Consider the following 17,705-nt stretch of genomic DNA (forward strand, 5'->3'; position numbering starts at 1 on the left):
GTCACAGCTCAGGCAGCGTAGGCCGCGGTGAACCGTTCGGCGGTGTCCCAGAGCTCGGCCTCGCGCCGAGGGTCGTAGGACTCGTTCGACGACCGGGCGGTACGGGTGCGGTCCACGTAGGACCCGGTCGGCGCCTTCGTCGTGCCGAGGACGACATCGGCGAGGTAGCTTCCGGCGGCACTGCGGCTGGTCGCGAACGGGGTGAGGGTCATGACCGGCAGGATGCGGCGCATCGCGAACCGGGCGACGGGCCCGGCGTTGCGGGCGAGGCCGGTGCCGGGGACGAACCCCGGGTTGTAGGCGACGGCGTCGATCCCGGCCGGCAGGCGGCGCGCGTACTCGTGGACCAGGTAGATCGCGGCCAGCTTGCTCGTGGAGTACGCGGTACGCCCGCCGGCCGCGGTGTCCGGCTCGGGGAAGGCGCCCGGGCGGGCGAGGACGTCCGGGGACTTCCAGGCCGGACCCGGCACCATGCCCATGTTGTGCTTGAAGTCACCGAAATGGGTGTCGCTGGCGGTGATCACGATTCGGGCGGGAGCCACGAACCGGTCCTGGAGCAGGCGGACGAACAGGTGGTTTGCGAGGACGTTGATCGCGAAGGTCGACTCGAACCCGTCGGGCCCCTCGGTCAGCGCGTTCGTGTACTGCATGCCCGCGTTGCCCACGAAGCCGCGCAGCGGCGGCAGATCACCACGCTCCAGCCGCTCGCGGATCTCGGCGGCAGCGGAACGGACGCTGTCCAGCGAGCCGAGGTCCGCCGAGACATGCGAGACCGTGTGCCCGCCCGTGCTCAGCTCTTCGGTCAGGCGCGCGCCGGAGAACTTGCGGGTGACGACAAGGAGGTGAACGTCGGGCGACCGGCGCAGGATGTGCTCCGCGGCGATGCGACCGATGCCGCGGCTCGCGCCCGTCATCACGATGGTGTGCTGCATGCGAGGTCCCTCTGCTGACGTTTCAACCGGTGTGCGCCCGGCTGGGCGCATCACCACATTCGCCGCTCGCGCCACCGCCAACCAGTGCCGTCCCCGTCACCAGGACTGGCAGTACCCAGGCTCCCTGGGTGAAGAGCAGCGAGAATGGAGTCCATGGCTGCCTCCCGTTCCACCTTCGGCGCACTCCTGCGTGCCTGGCGCGACCGTCTCTCTCCGGTCGACGCCGGCCTCACCGCGACGGCCGGCCGTCGCGCCCCGGGCCTGCGCCGCGAGGAACTCGCGCAGTTGGCCGGGCTCTCGGTCGACTACGTCCTGCGCCTGGAGCAGTCACGCGCGAAGAATCCCTCGGCCCAGGTCGTCGGCGCCCTCTCTCGGGCCCTTCAGCTCTCCCGGCCCGAGCGCGACCAGTTGTACCGAAGCGCCGGGCTCCTGCCGCCGCAGGACGGCACGGTCAGCACCCATGTGCCCCCGAGCATCCAGCGGCTGGCCGCGCGCCTGGGCGACGTCCCGATCGGGGTGTTCACCGCTGACTGGTCCCTGGTGTGGTGGAACACCATGTGGAGCGCGCTGCACGGAGACCCTTCGGCGCTCCCTGCCGCCGAACGCAACCTCGCGCGTGCCCTTTTCGGCAACGGCGCCGCCCGTGCCTCGCTGCTTCCCATGCGGTCCGAGCGCGGGCAGGACGCCTTCGAGGCATCGATCGTCGCCGATCTCAAGGACGCCGGCTCCCGCTACCCCGCGGACACCCAGCTCGATCATCTGGTGCAGGAGCTGCGGGCAGGATCCGACGTCTTCGCCCATCACTGGGCCACGCGGACAGCCGCCGCTCAGCACACCACCGACCGCAAGACGATCCGGCATCCGGAGATCGGCGACATCCTGCTCGACTGCGACGTCCTGATCGTTCCGGGCGCGGATCTGCGCATGGTCACCTACACAACGGCGTCCGGCAGCAGCGACGAGGGGAAGCTCGACCTGCTGCGCGTCACAGGCGGCCGTACCACCACCGCACACGCCCCTGAGGGATGAAGCGATGACCTTGCGTTCCGATGTGGCCGCGTTGCTGGCGGGGGCCGGCATCGTCGATGTGGACGTCGACGATGCCGTCGCGGACGAGCACGTCCGATCGTCCGCGTACCAACGCGTTGTCGCGGTGACCGCCGCCTCGCACAGCCGCCACCGGGACCGCGCGATCGTGGCCGCGATTCTGCGCGATCCCAACGAGATCACGTCCAAGACTGCGGTGGTCGCGCTCGTCGACAGGATCGCGATGCAGGTGACCGGTCCTGCCGAGTTCCGGCAGTGGTCGGCCGAACTACTGCCGGAGGTCGACCGGCTCAAGGCGGAGGGGTACCGCGAGTTCATCCGCCGCCGCGTCCACGACTGGCTGCTCTACCTGTCCATCGAGGACGGACAAGTGCCGACACCGGCCGAGTTGGCGCAGGTCACGGGCTGGATGCAGCGCGTCCTCGCCGAGAAGTCGACGTCGGCGGCGGTGCTCGGCCTGCTCGCCGAGTCAGGCAGCAGCAAGAAGATACGGAACATCGCGAAGAACCGGTCCGGATCCTCCGCGGTCTGACCCGGGCGCTATCCTGCGCGCATGCGCGGACAGTTCACCGGTTGGCCGGAACAGGCCATGGACGTGTTGTGGCAGCTCCAGGGTGAACCGAGCCACGCGACCCGCGAGCGCTACCGCGCGGACCGCGAACGCCTGGTCCGGCAGCCGATGATCGCCCTGCTCAACGAGGTCGCGGACACCGACCCCCGGTACGAGGACTTCTCCGTCTGGCACTACCGCACCGACTCCTGGTGGTGGCAGCACCAGAGCGCGGTGATCCGGCTCGGCCGCAAGATCGAGATCGGACTCCGCTTCTCCCTGGACGGCCTGCGGATCCAGGGCGCCTGGTGGTACCCCGATCCCGGCCAGGTGGACATGTTCCGCAGAGCCGTGGCCTCCGAGGGGAGCGGCCGCGAACTGTCCGTCATCGTCGAGGACGTGCGGAAGAAGGGCTACGACATCTCCGGGGACGTGATGAAGCGCCTCCCGCGCGGCTATCCGGCAGACCACTCCCGTACGGACCTGCTGCGCCACCGCTCTCTGATCGCCGCCCGCCCCCTCGGTTGCGAGGAGTGGCTGCACACCCCCGAGGCGGTCGACCGAGTCCTCTCGGCCGCCGCTGACCTCGACGCCCTGCTGATGTGGCTGGTCCGCCACGTGAAACGCGCCGCCTGACATCACGAGGGCCCCGCGCGGCACAACGATCCCCGCGTCGAACAGAGCCTCACCGTCCCGCAGTCGTACTCAAACAAGCCATCTTGCGCTGCGCGGGCACCTATCGTATGGGCTTCGCCTTGCCGGTCTGCGCCTCATCGCGGCAGACGATTGCAAGGCACGAATACCCGTACGTCATGGAAAGCCAGGTAACGCACTGCCGGGTGACTCAGTGCGTGGCCAGTTGTCGCGCGTCTCCACGTCGCCCCCACAACTTCTCCACCGACCCATGCGTGGGTTTTTCGCCAACGCTGCAACGGCGTGGCGCACTTGACAGGGCTTCATGATCGTCGGGTGCTACGATCTCGGGCACATGCCATGTGGGCTTTCTCCTCGGCATGACTACAGCCAGAGGGCTCTCCGGGTGGTGAAGACTGCCCACGCCGAGGGTCCGCATGGACAGATTCCGAGAGCTGGACTCCAGCCGCTCAAAGAGAGTCACATGACAATTTTGCAGGATCCGACAGTCTGGGCGCTTGCTGCCGGCGTCCCTGTCGCCACCACGGTTGTCGTTCGCCAGCGAAAAACGATCAAATCGTTGCGCCGTCAGAAGCAGAGCGTGGACAGCGACCTGACCGAACTTCAGAACAGCAGCGTTGTCCTCCAGTCCACCATCGAAGAGCTCCGCAGGGGCTACGACGAGGTGGTCCGACAGGCCAAGGAAGAGGCGGAGAACGCCACCAATACCGTACTGAAGTCTGCGATGCAGACCCTCCAGGGCCTCGCGGCGGAGCAGCAACGGGCCATCTCCGGGCTGCAGAAGAAGTACGGCGATTCGGCCGTGTTGCGGGACCTGTTGGACGTCGACCACATGAACTCGCAGTTCAACCGGCGTGCGCAATCCATTGCCGTGCTGTGCGGCGGGTGGCTCGGCCGCCAGCGGGACGCGGCATCGATCTATGACGTGATCCGCGGAGCTCAGGGCCGTATCCGGCACTACCAGCGCATCGACATCGCCTCGCGGGTGGACATCGCGGTGACCAGCCGCGCCGTCGAGCCGGTCGCGCTGACGGTGGCAGAACTTCTCGACAACGCCACCAGTTATTCAGCGCCGTCCTCCATGGTGGACGTCGAGGTGCGGACGGTGCCCAAGGGCATCTGCATCGTGATCGACGACGCGGGTGTCGGGATGAGCGAGGAGGAGAAGACGGCCGCCACAGCCCTTCTGTCGGGTGGGTCCGCGGTGAGCGTCTCCGAACTCGGCAACCCTCCCGCGTTCGGTTTCGCGGTGATCGGCGCGCTGTGCGCGCGGTTCGGGTTCACGGTCACCATCGACAGCACTTCTCCCTACGGCGGCGTCCGAGCGGTGGTGATGGTGCCCAAGGACCTGCTGACGGACATGCCGGAACCGGCGAAGCCCACCGCGACGCAAGGAGCCCACTTCGGCTCAGGGGACAGCGGTTCGGCTCCCGCCACGACAGAGGGTGGGCTGCCCCGGCGACAGAACAAGCGCCGCGCCATGGCACTCGTGCCGGACAACCAGCCCGACGAAGCGACTGCGCCTCCGGCCCGGTCGGCGGAGGCGCGGGTGGCGGCCATGGGCGCATTTCAACGCGGCACTCTCAGCGGCCGAAGTGCGGGGGTACCGGCCGCTGAACGCGACACTCCTGCCGATTCACACGAAGGATTCGATGCCCCGTGAGCGACGATCTGTCCTGGATGCTTGAGGACGCGCTGGCGATCCCCCATGCCCTCCACGCGGTCCTGATCTCTGCCGACGGCCTGCAGATGTCCCGCACAGCGGAGATCGGCCGGGACGACGCCGACAAGGTGGCCGCCGCCGTGAGCGGACTCCAGTCGCTCAGCCGGTCCGTCGGATTCTTCTGTGGTGACGACGGTGCGTCCTGGCGCCAGACGCTCATTGAGTTCGACGGTGGCTGGGTGTTCCTGAACGCCGCAGGAGGTGGCTCCTACCTCGCCGTGGCAGCGTCCGCCGAGGTCGACATGGGAGACATCACGTACCGGATGCAGCAGCTGGTCAGCCGACTGGGCAAGGCCATGTCGACCGGCCGCCGCATCGACACGGTCACCTCATGACAGACCCCGACGGTACCGAACTCGAAGTAGTGTCCGAGGCCGGAGAATTAGTCCGCCCGTACGTCATCACCCGCGGGCGTGATCTGCCCGACGAGGGCGCGTTCGCCCTCATCACCCTCGTCACGACGGCCACCGACGAGCAGCAGCGTCCCCAGCGGCTCTCGCCCGAGGAGCAGCAGATCCTGGAGATGTGCTCGACCGGCTACCTCTCGGTCGCCGAGATCGCCGCACATGCCCAGCTCCCTCTGGGTGTCGTCAAGGTGCTGCTCAGTTCCCTCGCCGAGGGGGGCTACCTGGTCACCCGTGCGCCAGTGCCCTCGGCTCGTCTCGCCAATAAGACCTTGCTTCAGGAGGTGCTCGATGGCCTCAAGGCTCTCTCTGTCTGAGGACGCCTACGTGCGCAGCGGCGCACAGCAGACAGCGGTGAAAATCCTGGTCGTCGGGCACTTCGCCGTCGGCAAGACCACTTTGATCGGCTCGCTCTCGGAGATCGCGCCGCTGTCCACCGAGGAGCAGATGACGAGCCTCTCGGAGAACGTCGACGACCTCAAGGGAGTACAGGGGAAGACCACGACCACCGTCGCCCTGGACTTCGGTCGCCTGACCCTCAGCGAGCGCATCGTGCTGTACCTGTTCGGGTCACCGGGCCAGCAGCGGTTCGTCAATCTGTGGGACGACATGGCCCGCGGAGCGCTGGGCGCCCTGATCCTGGTGGACCCCGAGCGACTGGCCGACAGTTTCGAGGTCATGGATCTGGTCGAGAGCTACGGTCTCGACTTCGCCGTGGCCATCAACCAGTTCGACGGCGGCGCGGTACACAGCCCGGAAGCAGTCCGGGAGGCGCTCGACCTGCTGCCCGACACCCCGGTCGTCACCATCGACGCGCGCGACAAAGCGTCGTCCGTCAACGCCCTGATCACCATGGTCCGCTATCTGCAGAAGCGCGCCGCCCTGGAGCACGCATGACAACCCCTCCCGTACCTCCGCCCGGCTGCCCCGCACACGGCAGCGGGCAGCGCATACCCCTCGACACCCCGGAGTTCGCTGCCAACCCGCACGCGTACTACCGCTATATGCGCCAGCTCGGCCCCACGGCACCGGTCACCATCGCGCCCGGCGTGGAGGCGACCCTGGTGACCGACTACAGCGCGGCTCTTGAGCTGTTGCAGGACCCGACCACCTTCCGCAAGGACTCACGCCGCTGGCGTGCGCTGAACGAGGGCCTCATCCGCCCCGACAGTCCGGTCGTGCCGTTGCTCGCCTACCGGCCGAACTGCATGTTCACCGACGGCGCCGAGCACGTGCGGCTGCGGCAGGCCATCACCGAGAGCCTCGCCCGGGTCAGCAACAGCCGGCTGAGCCGCATCGTCAACCAGGCCGCCCAGTTCCTCATCAACCAGTTCAGCGCCCGCGGCAGCGCCGACCTGCTCAGGGACTACGCGCAGCAGCTCCCCCTGTACGTCTTCAACGAACTCTTCGGCTGCCCGGCGGAGATCGGCGACCGGGTCCTGTTCGGCATCTCCGGCATGTTCGACGGCGTCAACGCCGAGCAGGCCAGCCAGGTCCTGCTCCAGGCGGTCAGCGAGCTGGTGGCACTCAAGCGCGCCCAGCCCGGGGAGGACATCACGTCCTACCTGATGCAGCACCCGGCACAGCTGACCGACGAGGAACTGGCACACACGCTGGTGCTGCTCCTCGGCGCGGGCGGCGAGCCGGAAGGCAACCTCATCGGCAACGCCTTCTACACGATGCTGACCGTTGAGGAGTACGCGCGCAACGGGCAGTTCGACAAGGCCCTCGACGACACCCTGTGGCGCAACGCGCCCATGTCCAACTACGCGCCGCACTACCCGGTCGCCGACACCGACGTGGCCGGCGACAAGGTCCGCGCCGGCGAGCTGCTCCTGGTGTCCTTCGGTGCTGCCAACACGGCGCTCGCGGACCAGGGGGCGGACACGCGCGGTCACCTCGCCTGGAGCGCGGGACCGCACGCCTGCCCGTCCAAGGAACCGGCCAGGCTCATCGCCCTGACCGGCCTGGAGGCTCTGTTCAACGCGCTGCCGGACGTTGAACTCGCTGTCCCCGCGGACAGCCTCGCCTGGCGGCCCGGCCCCTTCAACCGGGCCCTGGCCAGCCTGCCCGTCCGCTTCGGTGCGGTCACCCCGCGCCCCGCGGCCGAGCCCGAGCCGACGGCCGCGCACCATCGCCACCAGGCCCACCCTCCCGTGGCGCCCACGCCCGCGGCACCGCAGGCCACCGGCAAGCCGGGGCGCTGGAGCAGCTTCGTGAGGTGGCTGACGGGCGAGTAACCGGCGCACCCCCTGTGACGCAGGCGACACGGGCAGTTGTTGTAGCCTGCATGAAAGATCACTTACAGGGGTAGGACAGCGCGGAGTGTCTGGAGTGACACGAGATGAAGGAGAGGCAGTGCACCTCGCAACCTCCGCGCCCCGTTCGACAGTCAACCGGCCGGGCCAGCGGCGCACCACAGTCAGCAGAAAGAACCCGTGCGGGTGCGGCGATCCCGACAAGGCGCAGGGCCGAATACCCGCCGCGTGCGGCGGATCGGCCCTTGTCTCCTCCCTCGGCGGAGCACGTCACCGTACCTGCGCACCATGCGGACGCTTCTTGCGCCTGGACGTGCGAGGTACGCGATGACCTCCCTCCCGGCGACCTCCCACCCGGCAACCGGCATACCGGCAGCTGAACCCGGTAGGACAACGCTCGGCGATCACGTGCTCGGGCAACTGCTGCGCCTCGGCGCCACGGTGGGTCTGAGCGAGGCGGACACCGCGCTGTACGGGCAGGTCCTGCTCGACTCCCTCGCGGGCTCCGCCCGGCGACCGTTGTCCCTGCCTCCGGCGTCGCCCAGTTTCCTCTCCGATGACCACACCCCCGTCGAGTTCTCCCTCGCCAGTACGTCGGGCGCCGCTCCGGCACTGCGGGTTCTCGTGGAGCCCGGTTGGGCCCACGACGACATGGGTGACAGCGGCCGCGCCGGGCTCGACGCCATCCGCGCGATGGCCGCCCGGTGGAACTTCTCCACCGACCAGCTCGACGCCATGGAGGACCTGTTCCTGCCCGCTGCGGCCGAGGGACCACTGTCACTGTGGTACGCGCTCGACCTGCGCGCGGGAGGGGTCCCCGGCGTCAAGGTGTATCTGAACCCCTCCGCCGCCGGGCCCGAGCACGCCGCACGCACCGTGCAAGAGGCGCTGCGCCGGCTCGGCTACGGCAAGGCCTTCGCGCAACTTCCCCCCGCGGCGGGCTATCCGTTCCTCGCACTGGACCTGGGCGACTGGAAGTCACCTCGCGTCAAGGTCTATGTGAAGCACCCGCGCATGTCGGCCGACGACGCCTGCGCGCTCAGCCGTACGTCCGGGGCCTCGGCGGCGGACATCCGCTACTTCTTCCACGCGGCCGCCGGCTCCCTGCCCTCCGGGCAGGACGGGGACGGTACGCCGCGGCTGCTGCGGCGGTCTGCGCTCACCTGCCATTCCTTCACCGAAGGCGACAGCGACCCGAGCGGCTTCACGCTCCACATCCCCGTCCGTGACTACGCGCGCGACGACGAGGAGGTCCTCGCCCGGGCAACCGCCCTGCTGACCCGGTTCGGCATGGACCCCACGGTCCTGAGCCGAAGCCTGCGCGCGCTCACTCAGCGTCAGCTCACCGACGGTGTGGGGCTGATCGCCTACCTCGCTCTCGTGTACGAGCGAAACCGGCAGCCCCGCATCACCGCCTATCTGTCCTCCGAGGCCTACTTGACCCGGCCGCCACAGGAGCAGTACGCGCACGTCGGTCTTCTGCCCGCACAACGAGCCCAGAGCGCCCTGCACTCCGGGCGCGAGGCCGCCGGTCATGCCGGCCCGCACACCGCATAGCCAGCCCACACACCGCACAAAAGGAAGTCACGTGGAGCCGTACCGCATCAAAGTCGTAGAGCCGCTCGCGTTCACCACCCGAGCGGAGCGCGAGGCCGCTCTGCAGCGCGTCGCCTACAACCCCTTCGAACTGCGTGCCGACGAGGTCACCATCGACCTGCTGAGCGACTCGGGGACCGGTGCCATCTCCGCGGACCAGCTCGCCGCGGGCATGCACGGCGACGAGTCCTACGCCGGCAGCCGCAGCTACTACCGGTGGCACGAGGTCGTTTCCGAGCTCACCGGCTACCCCCACATCCTGCCGACACACCAGGGTCGCGCCGCCGAGCGCATCCTGTTCTCGGCGCTGCTCAAGCCCGGCACGAGCGTGCTGTCCAACACCCACTTCGACACCACCCGCGCCAACGTCGAACTGACCGGCTGCCAGGCGTACGACCTGCCCTGCGCCGAGGCGAAGGACCTCGACAGCGACTACCCGTTCAAGGGCAACATCGACCTGCTCGCCCTTGAGCAGGCGTTGGAGAACGCGCATCAGGCGCCCGTGGCGGCCGTGCTGATGACCATCACCAACAATGGTGGCGGTGGCCAGCCGGTCAGCATGGAGAACCTGAAGCGGACCGCCGAACTGTGCCGCCGCCACGACGTACCCATGATCCTGGATGCCGCGCGTTTCGCGGAGAACGCCTGGCTGGTGACCCAGCGCGAGCCCGGCTACGCCAACCTCACCCCCCGCCAGGTCGCCGAGGAAGCCTTCCGTCTCGCGGACGGCTGCGTCATGAGCGCGAAGAAGGACGGCATCGTCCACATCGGCGGCTTCATCGGTCTGAAGGACCCTGATCTCGCCGAGAAGTGCGCGGGCCTGCTCATCGCCACCGAGGGATTCACCACCTACGGCGGCCTGGCCGGCCGTGACCTCGAGATGATGGCCCGCGGACTTCTTGAGGTCACCGAACCGTCCTACCTCGCCGAACGCGCCGACATAGCCGCCTACCTCGCCGCACGCATCCGCGAGGCCGGAGTCGACATCGTGGAGCCGGCAGGTCTCCACGCCCTCTACGTCAACGCCGGGCGGCTGCTGCCCCACATCCCCCCGCATCAGTACCCGGGCACCGCGCTGGTCTGTGAGCTGTACCTCCGCGGCGGCATCCGCTCGGCGGAGCTGGGCAGCCTGTACCTCGGGGAAGAGGACGAACAAGGCAACTCCATCAAGACCGCACCCTATGAACTGGTGCGGCTTGCGCTCCCCCGGCGGGTCTACACCCGAAGCCACTACGACCATGTCGCCGCCACTCTGGCGGACATAGCCAAGAGCCCCGAATCGGTGCGCGGCTACCGCATCGTGGGCCAGTCGCCGATCCTTCGCCATTTCAGCATCAAGCTGGAGCCTGTGCGGTCCGGCGACTGATCCCCGCTCGACGCATCGTGTAACAGCGGGGCCTGCGGCGCCGGTTCTCCCTTTCCCCAGAGGCCGGCGCCGTCCCCGCCTCTCCGCCCCGAACAGCGTGACCCCGACGGCGCGTGACGCCCCGGGGACCCTGCGATCCTGACGGCGGGAGCAGACCGCCACGCGCTGCGGCAAGACCACCGAGTCCTGCCGGGCAGCCGTAACCCTCGCCTCGCTGCCGACGCGGGCGTGACTGGTGAAGACACCGCCGGGCGTAACCAACGATCACATACGACGTGACTCCGCGCCCCGTACAACCCTTCGGCCCCGCCGCCGGTCTTCTGCTGCGTCGACCCCGCGTGTCACGCGTCCACGCACCCCGCTTCGGCACCCAGAGCGCCGACTGATCCCACTGTCTCCGCCCTGCCACTCGCTCCGCCTCCCGACATCACAAGGAACCCCCGCACCCATGCGCAACCTCACGACGGCCACGCTCACCACCCTCGTGGTGGCGGGGCTCACCCCCCTCACCCTGCCCGCCGCGGCAGCGAGCGCCGCGCCCGCCGAGCACGGTGACGACTTCAACGGCGACGGCTACCGCGACTACGCATACTCGAGCTTCAGCTCCAGAGGGGGCGGCGGCGTCACCGTGGTCTTCGGGACCGCCACCGGGCCCGGCTCCAGACAGCAGCGCATCACCCAGGCGAGCACCGGCGTACCAGGCGCCGACGAGGCCGACGACATGTTCGGCGAGGTACGGGCCGCCGCTGACTTCGACGGCGACGGATACGGCGACCTCGCGGTGGCTGCTACCGGCGAGAACGGCTCCCGCGGCGCCGACCAGGGCGCCGTGACGATCCTGTGGGGCTCCGCCTCCGGCCTGTCCAAGGGCACGACTCTCCCGAACAAGAACCCCGGCGCCAACAACTACATGGGCAAGGACCTGGCGACCGGCGACTTCAACGGGGACGGCAAGCAGGACCTGGCCGTCATCAACGAATCCATGACCTACGTCTACCGCGGCCCGCTCAAGCGCTCCGGCACCACCGGCACCGTGACCAAGCTCGACAAGACGACGTCCTTCTACGCCTCGGCCCTGATCTCCGGCAAGGTCAACGGTGACAAGAAGACCGACCTCGCGATCATCGGCGACGCGGTGAACCCCGAGAACATCGCGTCGGACGCCTGGTTCATCAAGGGTGGCGCGAGCTCGCTCACCCCGGGCAAGACCCTGCGCCTGGAGTCCCAGTCCGGCAACGGCGGCAGCTCCGAGCGCGGCGGCGACGGTGTCATCGCCGACTTCGACAAGGACGGCTACGGCGACATCGCCATCGGCACCTCCCTCTACTCGAAGCACAAGGGCCGCGTCAGCGTCTGGTACGGCTCGTCCAGTGGCCCGTCCCGGAGCGCCCGCCTCACCCAGTCGACGAGCGGCGTCGCCGGAACCCCGGAGAACGACGACGAGTTCGGCTCATCCGTCTCGGCGGGCGACGTCAACGGCGACGGCTACGCGGACCTCGCGGTCGGCGTGCGGGACGAGGAGATCGACGGCAAGGGCAACGCGGGCGGCGTGCACGTCTTCAAGGGGCGGGCGAGCGGCCTGTCCGGCACCGGTTCGCAGTGGTTCGCCCGCAACTCCCCCGGCGTGCCGGGCCCGTTGATGGCCGACGACCAGTTCGGCGGCCTGGTACGGCTGCGCGACACGGACGGTGACGGAATGGCCGACCTGTATGTGAGCGCCCTCGACTCGCTGCGGCTGCCCGGCTCCCCCAGCGGCATCACCACGGCGGGCGCGACGGAGTATGACGCGACGCCCATCGACAGCTTCTTGCAATAGTTCGCCTGGACGAGGTCGACCGGCGCTCGGCTTGCGACAAGCTCGCCGGTCGCGCCGGTGCCGAGGCTCGACCGGAGCCCTTCTCAGCCGAGCAGGAAGGTGCGTGCTTGCTGGGCGACCGGTTCCGGCGACATCCAGAACGCGGAATGATCGTGGTCCGGCAGAGTCAGCACGGTGACGTTCGGCAGGATCGCTGCCAGCGCGTTTGCGCCCTCGCGTATGAATGCCTCACCGTTGCCGCCGACGGCCACCGCGATCGGAGCGTCGATCGACCAGCGGTCGGTCGGCAGCGGCTTGCCGTCCTGGAGGCCGCGGAGGATCCGGCCGTCATAGGCATAGGTGTGGGCATATTTGACCATGGTGTCCCAGGAAGGGTCCTGCTTCATCGCTGGGATGTACTCGGCCGGGACACCGATCATCTCGGTCATGAAGTATTCGACGGCCTCGCTGCGCTCGCCCGCCGCGACCAGTGCATCCTGGTGTTCGATGTAGTCGGCGGGCGCCGGAGGCCGGGAGTCATCGACGATGAATGGCGGCTCATAGAGATAGAGCCCCGTCACCTTGCCGCTCAGGGCACTGGCCGCGTCCAAGGCGAGCCCGCAGCCACCAGATCCGCTGGTCAGAGCCGCAGAGCCGCCTGCGGCATCGATCAGTGTGGCAATGTCGTCGATCTCTCGGGCCGGGTCGTAGGGCTGTGGGTCACCGCTGGCACCGCGGCCGCGGCGGTCGAAGCTGATCACGGTGAAGTGTTCGGACAACGCCTTGGCCATGCCTGCGACCCCGGTGTGGTCCTCGGCGACATTGCTGATCACGATGACCGCAGGGCCCGAACCGGTCTTTTCGTAGGCGATCGTGGTGCCGTCGGCGGAGGTGACAGTGACGGTGACGTCAGGAAGGTCGGACACGTTCGCTTCTCCTTCGGTTAATGGTGCACCGGCTATTGGTGCATCGGTTGTTGGTGCGCCGGTTGATGGTGCATCGGTGTGGTTGCCGGGCACGGCAGCCAGCAGGCCACCGAGCCGGTCGAGAGCCTCGGCGTACCCCTCGGCCATCTGAAGCTCGACCGCCCGCCGCAGCGCCCGGCCGTCGGGAAAGCTCGCCGCGACTTCGACGGTGCAGCCTGTGCCGACCGAGGCGAAGGTGACCGCGGTCGGGAAAGTGCCCGTGCCGTCGGGTTGCCACGCGTCGTCGGCGAAGGCGTCGTCGTAGTGCAACTCGCCGCGGGCGACGACCACCTTGTAGGTGGCGATGCTGCGGACCGGGGCGGCTGATCCGTCTGCCGGCGCGATCTGGAACCGCCAGCGTCCGCCCGGCCGCACGTCCATCTCGTACACGGTCGCGACCCAGCCCTGTGGACCCCACCAGCGGCTGATCGCCTCGGCGTCGGTCCAAGCCCACCACGCGCGGTCGACGCTGACGGCGTAGGTGCGGCTGATGCGGATGGTGTTGTTCGACTGGTCGATCACGATGCCGTCGGCAGTGTCTGTGGGCATGCTCGAACTCCTCACTGGTTCGCCTCGTCGGGTGCACGGCCGTCGTCTTCGAGGAACGAGCCGAGGCGATCCATCCTCTTCGACCACAGGACGGCGAATTCCTGCACCCAGTCGCTCAGTTCGCGCATCGCTTCGGGCCGCAGCCGGTAGATCCGCTGCTGAGCCCGTTTGGTCACCTCGACCACGCCCGCGTCGGCGAGCAGCCGTAGATGCCGGGACACCTGCGGCTGGCCCAGGCCCAGCGCCTCGACGATTCCACCTACCGACTGCGGGCCGTCCCTGAGCAATTCGACGACCCGGAACCGGTTCGGTTCCGAGATCGCCGTCAATCGCTGCTGCACTCTGTTGACCACGACGCGAACATACACGAGCCTGTATATACACTCAAGTGCATGTAGCGATCGACCGCGAGCCGTCACCCACAGGGCACGTTCCCCGTACCGCAGCAGCAGGGTGATGTTGGCGCCCGAGTCAGTCGGCTCAGACGTGCCTTTCTGACCCAGTCGACCAAACGAGCACCCGCGGTGGGGCCGTCGGAACCGGCGGCTGCCCCGGTCACGCCGCAATCGCGTCCTCACCGGCCAGGAACGGATGCAACAGCGTGAGCAGGGCGTTCGGCCGGTGCAGAGGAATGATGTGGCCACAGTCTTCGATGACGTGTCCGGTCAGGTCGTCGGCGATGGGGCGGAGTTGGTGTTCCAGCGCAGCGCCGACAGGTTGGGCGCCCAGCGCCATCGTCGGCACCGTCAGGCGGGCGGTGGTGACGGCTTGCGAGATCTGCCGTGCGCTTTCGGGCAGGGCCCGGTAGTAGGAGAACGCGCGGCTCAACGCGCGGCTGCCCGTGTACGCGTGGACAAAGGCGTCCCGGATGGCTGGGGGCACTCCGTCGCCGAGCGTGCCGGCGTGCAAGAACCAGTCGATGTAGTCGGCCTCGTGGCCTTCCAGTACGGTCTCGGCGAGGCCGGGCGCGGCGGTATGGAAGCCGAACCACCACGGCGGCCCGCCGGCAAGGAAGTCCTCGGCGCCGGGCAGCCCGCCCAGCACGGACTCCATGACGACCAGGCGTCGGACGAGGCCGGGGTGGCGTAGGGCGAGGAGGAAGGCCGGCGGGGTACCCGCGTCGATACCCACTACCGCGGCAGAAGACACGCCGAGTTCGGTGAGCAGCGCCGCGGCGTCCTCGGCCAGCGTGTCGGCGTCATACCCGGAGGCGGCCGGGCTACTCGCACCGAATCCGCGCAGGTCAGGCGCGATGACGCGGTAGCGGTCGGACAGGCCTGCCATGACGTCCGTCCATAGCTCCCAGGTGTGCGGAAAGCCGTGCAGCAGCAGGACCGCCGGGCCGGATCCGGCGAGAGCGACGTTGAGTTCGACACCGTTGACGGGGATGCGTCGCAGTTCGGGCATGGAGGGACTCCAGGGGCGGTGAGGAATGGTGACAGCGTCACGCTAGGGAACTACCCTGGTCCTTCCAAGACGGCACTTTCCCCACAGGTGGTGAGCCCCAGGTGACCACGTCCATGCCCGGCGAACTCGGTCGGCAGCCCGGTGAGCGCGGCGACCTGCTGGACCCGCGCTGCCCGACCCGCCAGTTGCTCGACCGTATCGGGACCAAGTGGACGTCGATGGTGGTCAAGGTGTTGGCCGAGACGGATCCCGGCGAGCTCCGGTTCGCGGAACTTCGGCGTCGCATCCCGGGCATCTCGCAGAAGATGCTGTCTGTGACGCTACAGAGCCTGGCCCGTGACGGCCTGGTCGCGCGCCGTGTGGAACCCACGGTGCCGCCCGCCGTCCACTACCGGCTCACCGAACTCGGCCTGTCCCTCGAAAGCCCACTCTCCGCTTTGCGGGTCTGGGCCGAGACGCACATGCCGGAGATCGACCGCAGCAACCGACTAGCCGAGGCCCGACAGACCTGACAGACCTGACAGATCCGACAGCTCCGACAGATCTGACAGTCCTGACTTGGTTCATCACCAAGGAGCGCCCCGGCCGACTGACGTTGCGGGCCCGCGGCGCGTCCCTGGACGAGCCGGACGCCGTCTTCACCGGCCGTCGGCAGCAGCACCGACGCGCGTACCGGACCCGACGTCGTCACTTTCGGCGTGGAGCAGCCCGACGACACGTTCGCCGTACTCGCAACGCTCGACGGCCGCTACCTGTCGACCGAGGTGGCCGACGGGTTCCCGGGCCGCGTCATCGGCCTGTGCGCCGCCCAAGGCACCGTCCACGTGGACTGGTTCACGTACGAGCCGACGACCTGTATTTCGCGGAGGGTACGGAACGGGCTCATGGATCGGCTGGAAAATCTGTGTGAGGCCCGGCGGTTTGTCGGCGGGAATCCTCGCGAAGTAGTAGGTACTGGGGTCACCGGTGATGAGTTTCCCGAGCCCCGCTCCCTCGTAGCGACCCTCCAAACCGACGAGCATCACCCCTGAATCTCCGTGCTCGGTCATGCGGTCGACGGGAGCGACCCGGATGACGTCCCTGTACAGGAAGAATTCTCCCTCGCTGTACGCCTTCACCATGGCGTGAACGGAGATGATCATCCCTCGGTGGAATGCGGTCATCATGCCGGCGAAAGCCACATCAAGGCCGTAGGCCGGCCCATGGTCCTCTTCCGGATCCTCCACCTGTGGCACCTGATCGATGGCGGTGATCGTGATGCTCTGGGTCTTCGAGGGCCAGACGAGGGCGCCGAACTCCGGATCGCCGATCTCGTGGCTCGTCCGGGCAGAGGGAAGCCCAGGGGCGACCATCACCTGGACGAACGTCGACCGTCGTACTGCTTCGTCGCCAAAGTCGGGTATTCGGGGCCTTCGCGGCCGCCTGGCGGGTCGACCGGGACAACGCCGCAGTCTCCCTCACCGGCCGCGACCTGCTGGACCCGGACGACATCGGGGAGATCCCCGTACCCACCCACTCCGTGATCATCCCGCCGAACGGGCCGAGGATCCTGGTGGGCGCGGGAAAGCTTCCGAACGGCAACTTCGTCACCCGTGAGCAGTTCTGGCAGCGTCTGCACAGCCCGACAGACCGACCGTCTACTACGCGAACACCGACGACGACCTCATCGAGATGGTTGGCTTCGGTGACAACGACAAGTGGTGGTGGGAGGCACTTTCCCAGCAAGGTGCCAGGAAGCTCAGAGGGGGGAAGCCCGCTGGCCGCCTCAGCGACTGGCGTGCTGTCGGGTGTGGCCCAGTGCTGCCAGGAGGGCAAGCCGATCTGGATGGGCTGGGAGACGGCGGGTGGACGGTCGACGAGATCTACAGATCCCGGGACGGGACCCGGCCGGTGGCGGCCGCCAACAGCTCCGCCTTCTGCGGAACGACCCTCGACCACCTGCCGTGGGTGTCTTTCGTGAGCGAGGACAATCACCTCGGCCTGTGGCGAGGGCCGGGATCGGACTGGTCGTGGTGGGATCTCACCTCCGATCTGGGACTTCCGCCCGCTGCCCGGGCAGCCACCCAGAGGCCGCTGGCCTTCGCGTGCACGGAGCGCGGTCCGTGCGTCTACTCTGACCGACGACCCCGGGTTCTGATGCGGACGCCGTGTCCGGCCGCCCCCATGTGGCTGTCGCGTCCGGCCGTGAGGGAACCTGGAACCGCAGCCCACCATGCGTATGAACAAGACCTATCTGAAGGCGCTCGACGGGACCCTGGTCTCCCCGTCCAAGGAGGCCACGGCCACGGTCCTCGTCTTCAACGACACCTCGATCCCCTTGGACCTCTTCGCCCTCGACCAGTCCGGCGACCTGTGCGGCCCCGACGACGACGGGATCTGGACGGCGGGTCTGCCGGGTTACACGGTGGAGCCCTCCGGTGGCAACATCTTGATCACCAAGGACTGCTGGGCCTACACCT

The 17,705-nt window shown here is 68.4% G+C and carries 16 protein-coding genes and 1 pseudogene; 13 read left to right on the forward strand and 4 right to left on the reverse strand.

The annotated features are described in order from the left end of the window. Positions 1-8: 8 nt before the first annotated feature. Complete coding sequence (locus ACRAKF_RS00805; RefSeq protein ID WP_447034714.1) at positions 9-932, reverse strand: SDR family NAD(P)-dependent oxidoreductase; 924 nt, start codon at positions 930-932, stop codon at positions 9-11. A gap of 153 nt (positions 933-1,085) precedes the next feature. Here ACRAKF_RS00805 and ACRAKF_RS00810 point away from each other — a divergent pair, with 153 nt between their 5' ends. The 11 genes from ACRAKF_RS00810 (at position 1,086) to ACRAKF_RS00860 (ending at position 12,346) form a co-directional block, all read left to right on the forward strand. Further along, positions 1,086-1,961 (forward strand): helix-turn-helix transcriptional regulator, encoded by an 876-nt coding sequence (locus tag ACRAKF_RS00810; RefSeq protein WP_447034715.1) that lies wholly within the window; start codon positions 1,086-1,088, stop codon positions 1,959-1,961. A gap of 4 nt (positions 1,962-1,965) precedes the next feature. Next, the gene (locus ACRAKF_RS00815; protein ID WP_447034716.1) at positions 1,966-2,511 is read left to right on the forward strand and encodes a hypothetical protein; all 546 of its coding nucleotides are present in this window, start codon (positions 1,966-1,968) and stop codon (positions 2,509-2,511) included. 21 nt (positions 2,512-2,532) lie between these two features. Continuing rightward, entirely contained in the window at positions 2,533-3,165 is a 633-nt protein-coding gene (locus ACRAKF_RS00820) for a DUF2461 family protein (protein WP_447034717.1), read from the forward strand. 481 nt (positions 3,166-3,646) lie between these two features. Next, positions 3,647-4,846, forward strand: a complete 1,200-nt coding sequence (locus ACRAKF_RS00825; protein WP_447034718.1) for an ATP-binding protein — start codon at positions 3,647-3,649, stop codon at positions 4,844-4,846. Beyond that, positions 4,843-5,241 (forward strand): roadblock/LC7 domain-containing protein, encoded by a 399-nt coding sequence (locus ACRAKF_RS00830; protein ID WP_447034719.1) that lies wholly within the window; start codon positions 4,843-4,845, stop codon positions 5,239-5,241. The genes ACRAKF_RS00825 and ACRAKF_RS00830 overlap by 4 nt, the downstream gene beginning before the upstream one ends. Then, the gene (locus tag ACRAKF_RS00835) at positions 5,238-5,627 is read left to right on the forward strand and encodes a DUF742 domain-containing protein (RefSeq protein ID WP_447034720.1); all 390 of its coding nucleotides are present in this window, start codon (positions 5,238-5,240) and stop codon (positions 5,625-5,627) included. Before ACRAKF_RS00830 ends, ACRAKF_RS00835 begins: the two co-directional genes overlap by 4 nt. Beyond that, entirely contained in the window at positions 5,602-6,207 is a 606-nt protein-coding gene (locus ACRAKF_RS00840) for a GTP-binding protein (protein WP_447034721.1), read from the forward strand. Before ACRAKF_RS00835 ends, ACRAKF_RS00840 begins: the two co-directional genes overlap by 26 nt. Further along, positions 6,204-7,550 carry a cytochrome P450 gene (locus ACRAKF_RS00845; protein ID WP_447034722.1) on the forward strand — a complete coding sequence of 449 codons (1,347 nt, stop codon included), beginning with the start codon at positions 6,204-6,206 and terminating at the stop codon, positions 7,548-7,550. The genes ACRAKF_RS00840 and ACRAKF_RS00845 overlap by 4 nt, the downstream gene beginning before the upstream one ends. A 426-nt stretch (positions 7,551-7,976) precedes the next feature. Beyond that, positions 7,977-9,125: a tryptophan dimethylallyltransferase family protein gene (locus tag ACRAKF_RS00850; RefSeq protein ID WP_447034723.1), complete on the forward strand. Its 1,149-nt coding sequence runs from the start codon at positions 7,977-7,979 to the stop codon at positions 9,123-9,125. Positions 9,126-9,156: 31 nt separating this feature from the next. Continuing rightward, positions 9,157-10,530 carry a tryptophanase gene (locus ACRAKF_RS00855; protein ID WP_447034724.1) on the forward strand — a complete coding sequence of 458 codons (1,374 nt, stop codon included), beginning with the start codon at positions 9,157-9,159 and terminating at the stop codon, positions 10,528-10,530. A gap of 448 nt (positions 10,531-10,978) precedes the next feature. Beyond that, positions 10,979-12,346: an FG-GAP and VCBS repeat-containing protein gene (locus ACRAKF_RS00860; protein WP_447034725.1), complete on the forward strand. Its 1,368-nt coding sequence runs from the start codon at positions 10,979-10,981 to the stop codon at positions 12,344-12,346. A gap of 83 nt (positions 12,347-12,429) precedes the next feature. Here ACRAKF_RS00860 and ACRAKF_RS00865 read toward each other — a convergent pair whose 3' ends face one another. From ACRAKF_RS00865 to ACRAKF_RS00875, 3 genes are all read right to left on the reverse strand, one after another. Then, on the reverse strand, positions 12,430-13,839 hold the full coding sequence (locus tag ACRAKF_RS00865) for an alpha/beta fold hydrolase (RefSeq protein WP_447034726.1): 1,410 nt from the start codon (positions 13,837-13,839) through the stop codon (positions 12,430-12,432). Between the two features lie 11 nt (positions 13,840-13,850). Next, positions 13,851-14,192 carry an ArsR/SmtB family transcription factor gene (locus ACRAKF_RS00870; protein WP_447034727.1) on the reverse strand — a complete coding sequence of 114 codons (342 nt, stop codon included), beginning with the start codon at positions 14,190-14,192 and terminating at the stop codon, positions 13,851-13,853. 202 nt (positions 14,193-14,394) lie between these two features. Next, positions 14,395-15,246, reverse strand: coding sequence for an alpha/beta fold hydrolase (locus ACRAKF_RS00875; RefSeq protein ID WP_447034728.1), 852 nt, complete (start codon positions 15,244-15,246; stop codon positions 14,395-14,397). Positions 15,247-15,359: 113 nt separating this feature from the next. Here ACRAKF_RS00875 and ACRAKF_RS00880 point away from each other — a divergent pair, with 113 nt between their 5' ends. Both ACRAKF_RS00880 and ACRAKF_RS00885 read left to right on the forward strand, forming a co-directional pair. Continuing rightward, entirely contained in the window at positions 15,360-15,758 is a 399-nt protein-coding gene (locus ACRAKF_RS00880) for a winged helix-turn-helix transcriptional regulator (RefSeq protein ID WP_447034729.1), read from the forward strand. Between the two features lie 56 nt (positions 15,759-15,814). Next, a pseudogene (locus ACRAKF_RS00885) lies at positions 15,815-16,094 on the forward strand (beta-xylosidase family glycoside hydrolase); the annotation flags it as partial. Positions 16,095-17,705 lie beyond the last annotated feature (1,611 nt).

The sequence above is a fragment of the Streptomyces sp. DSM 118878 genome (genome assembly GCF_052936595.1).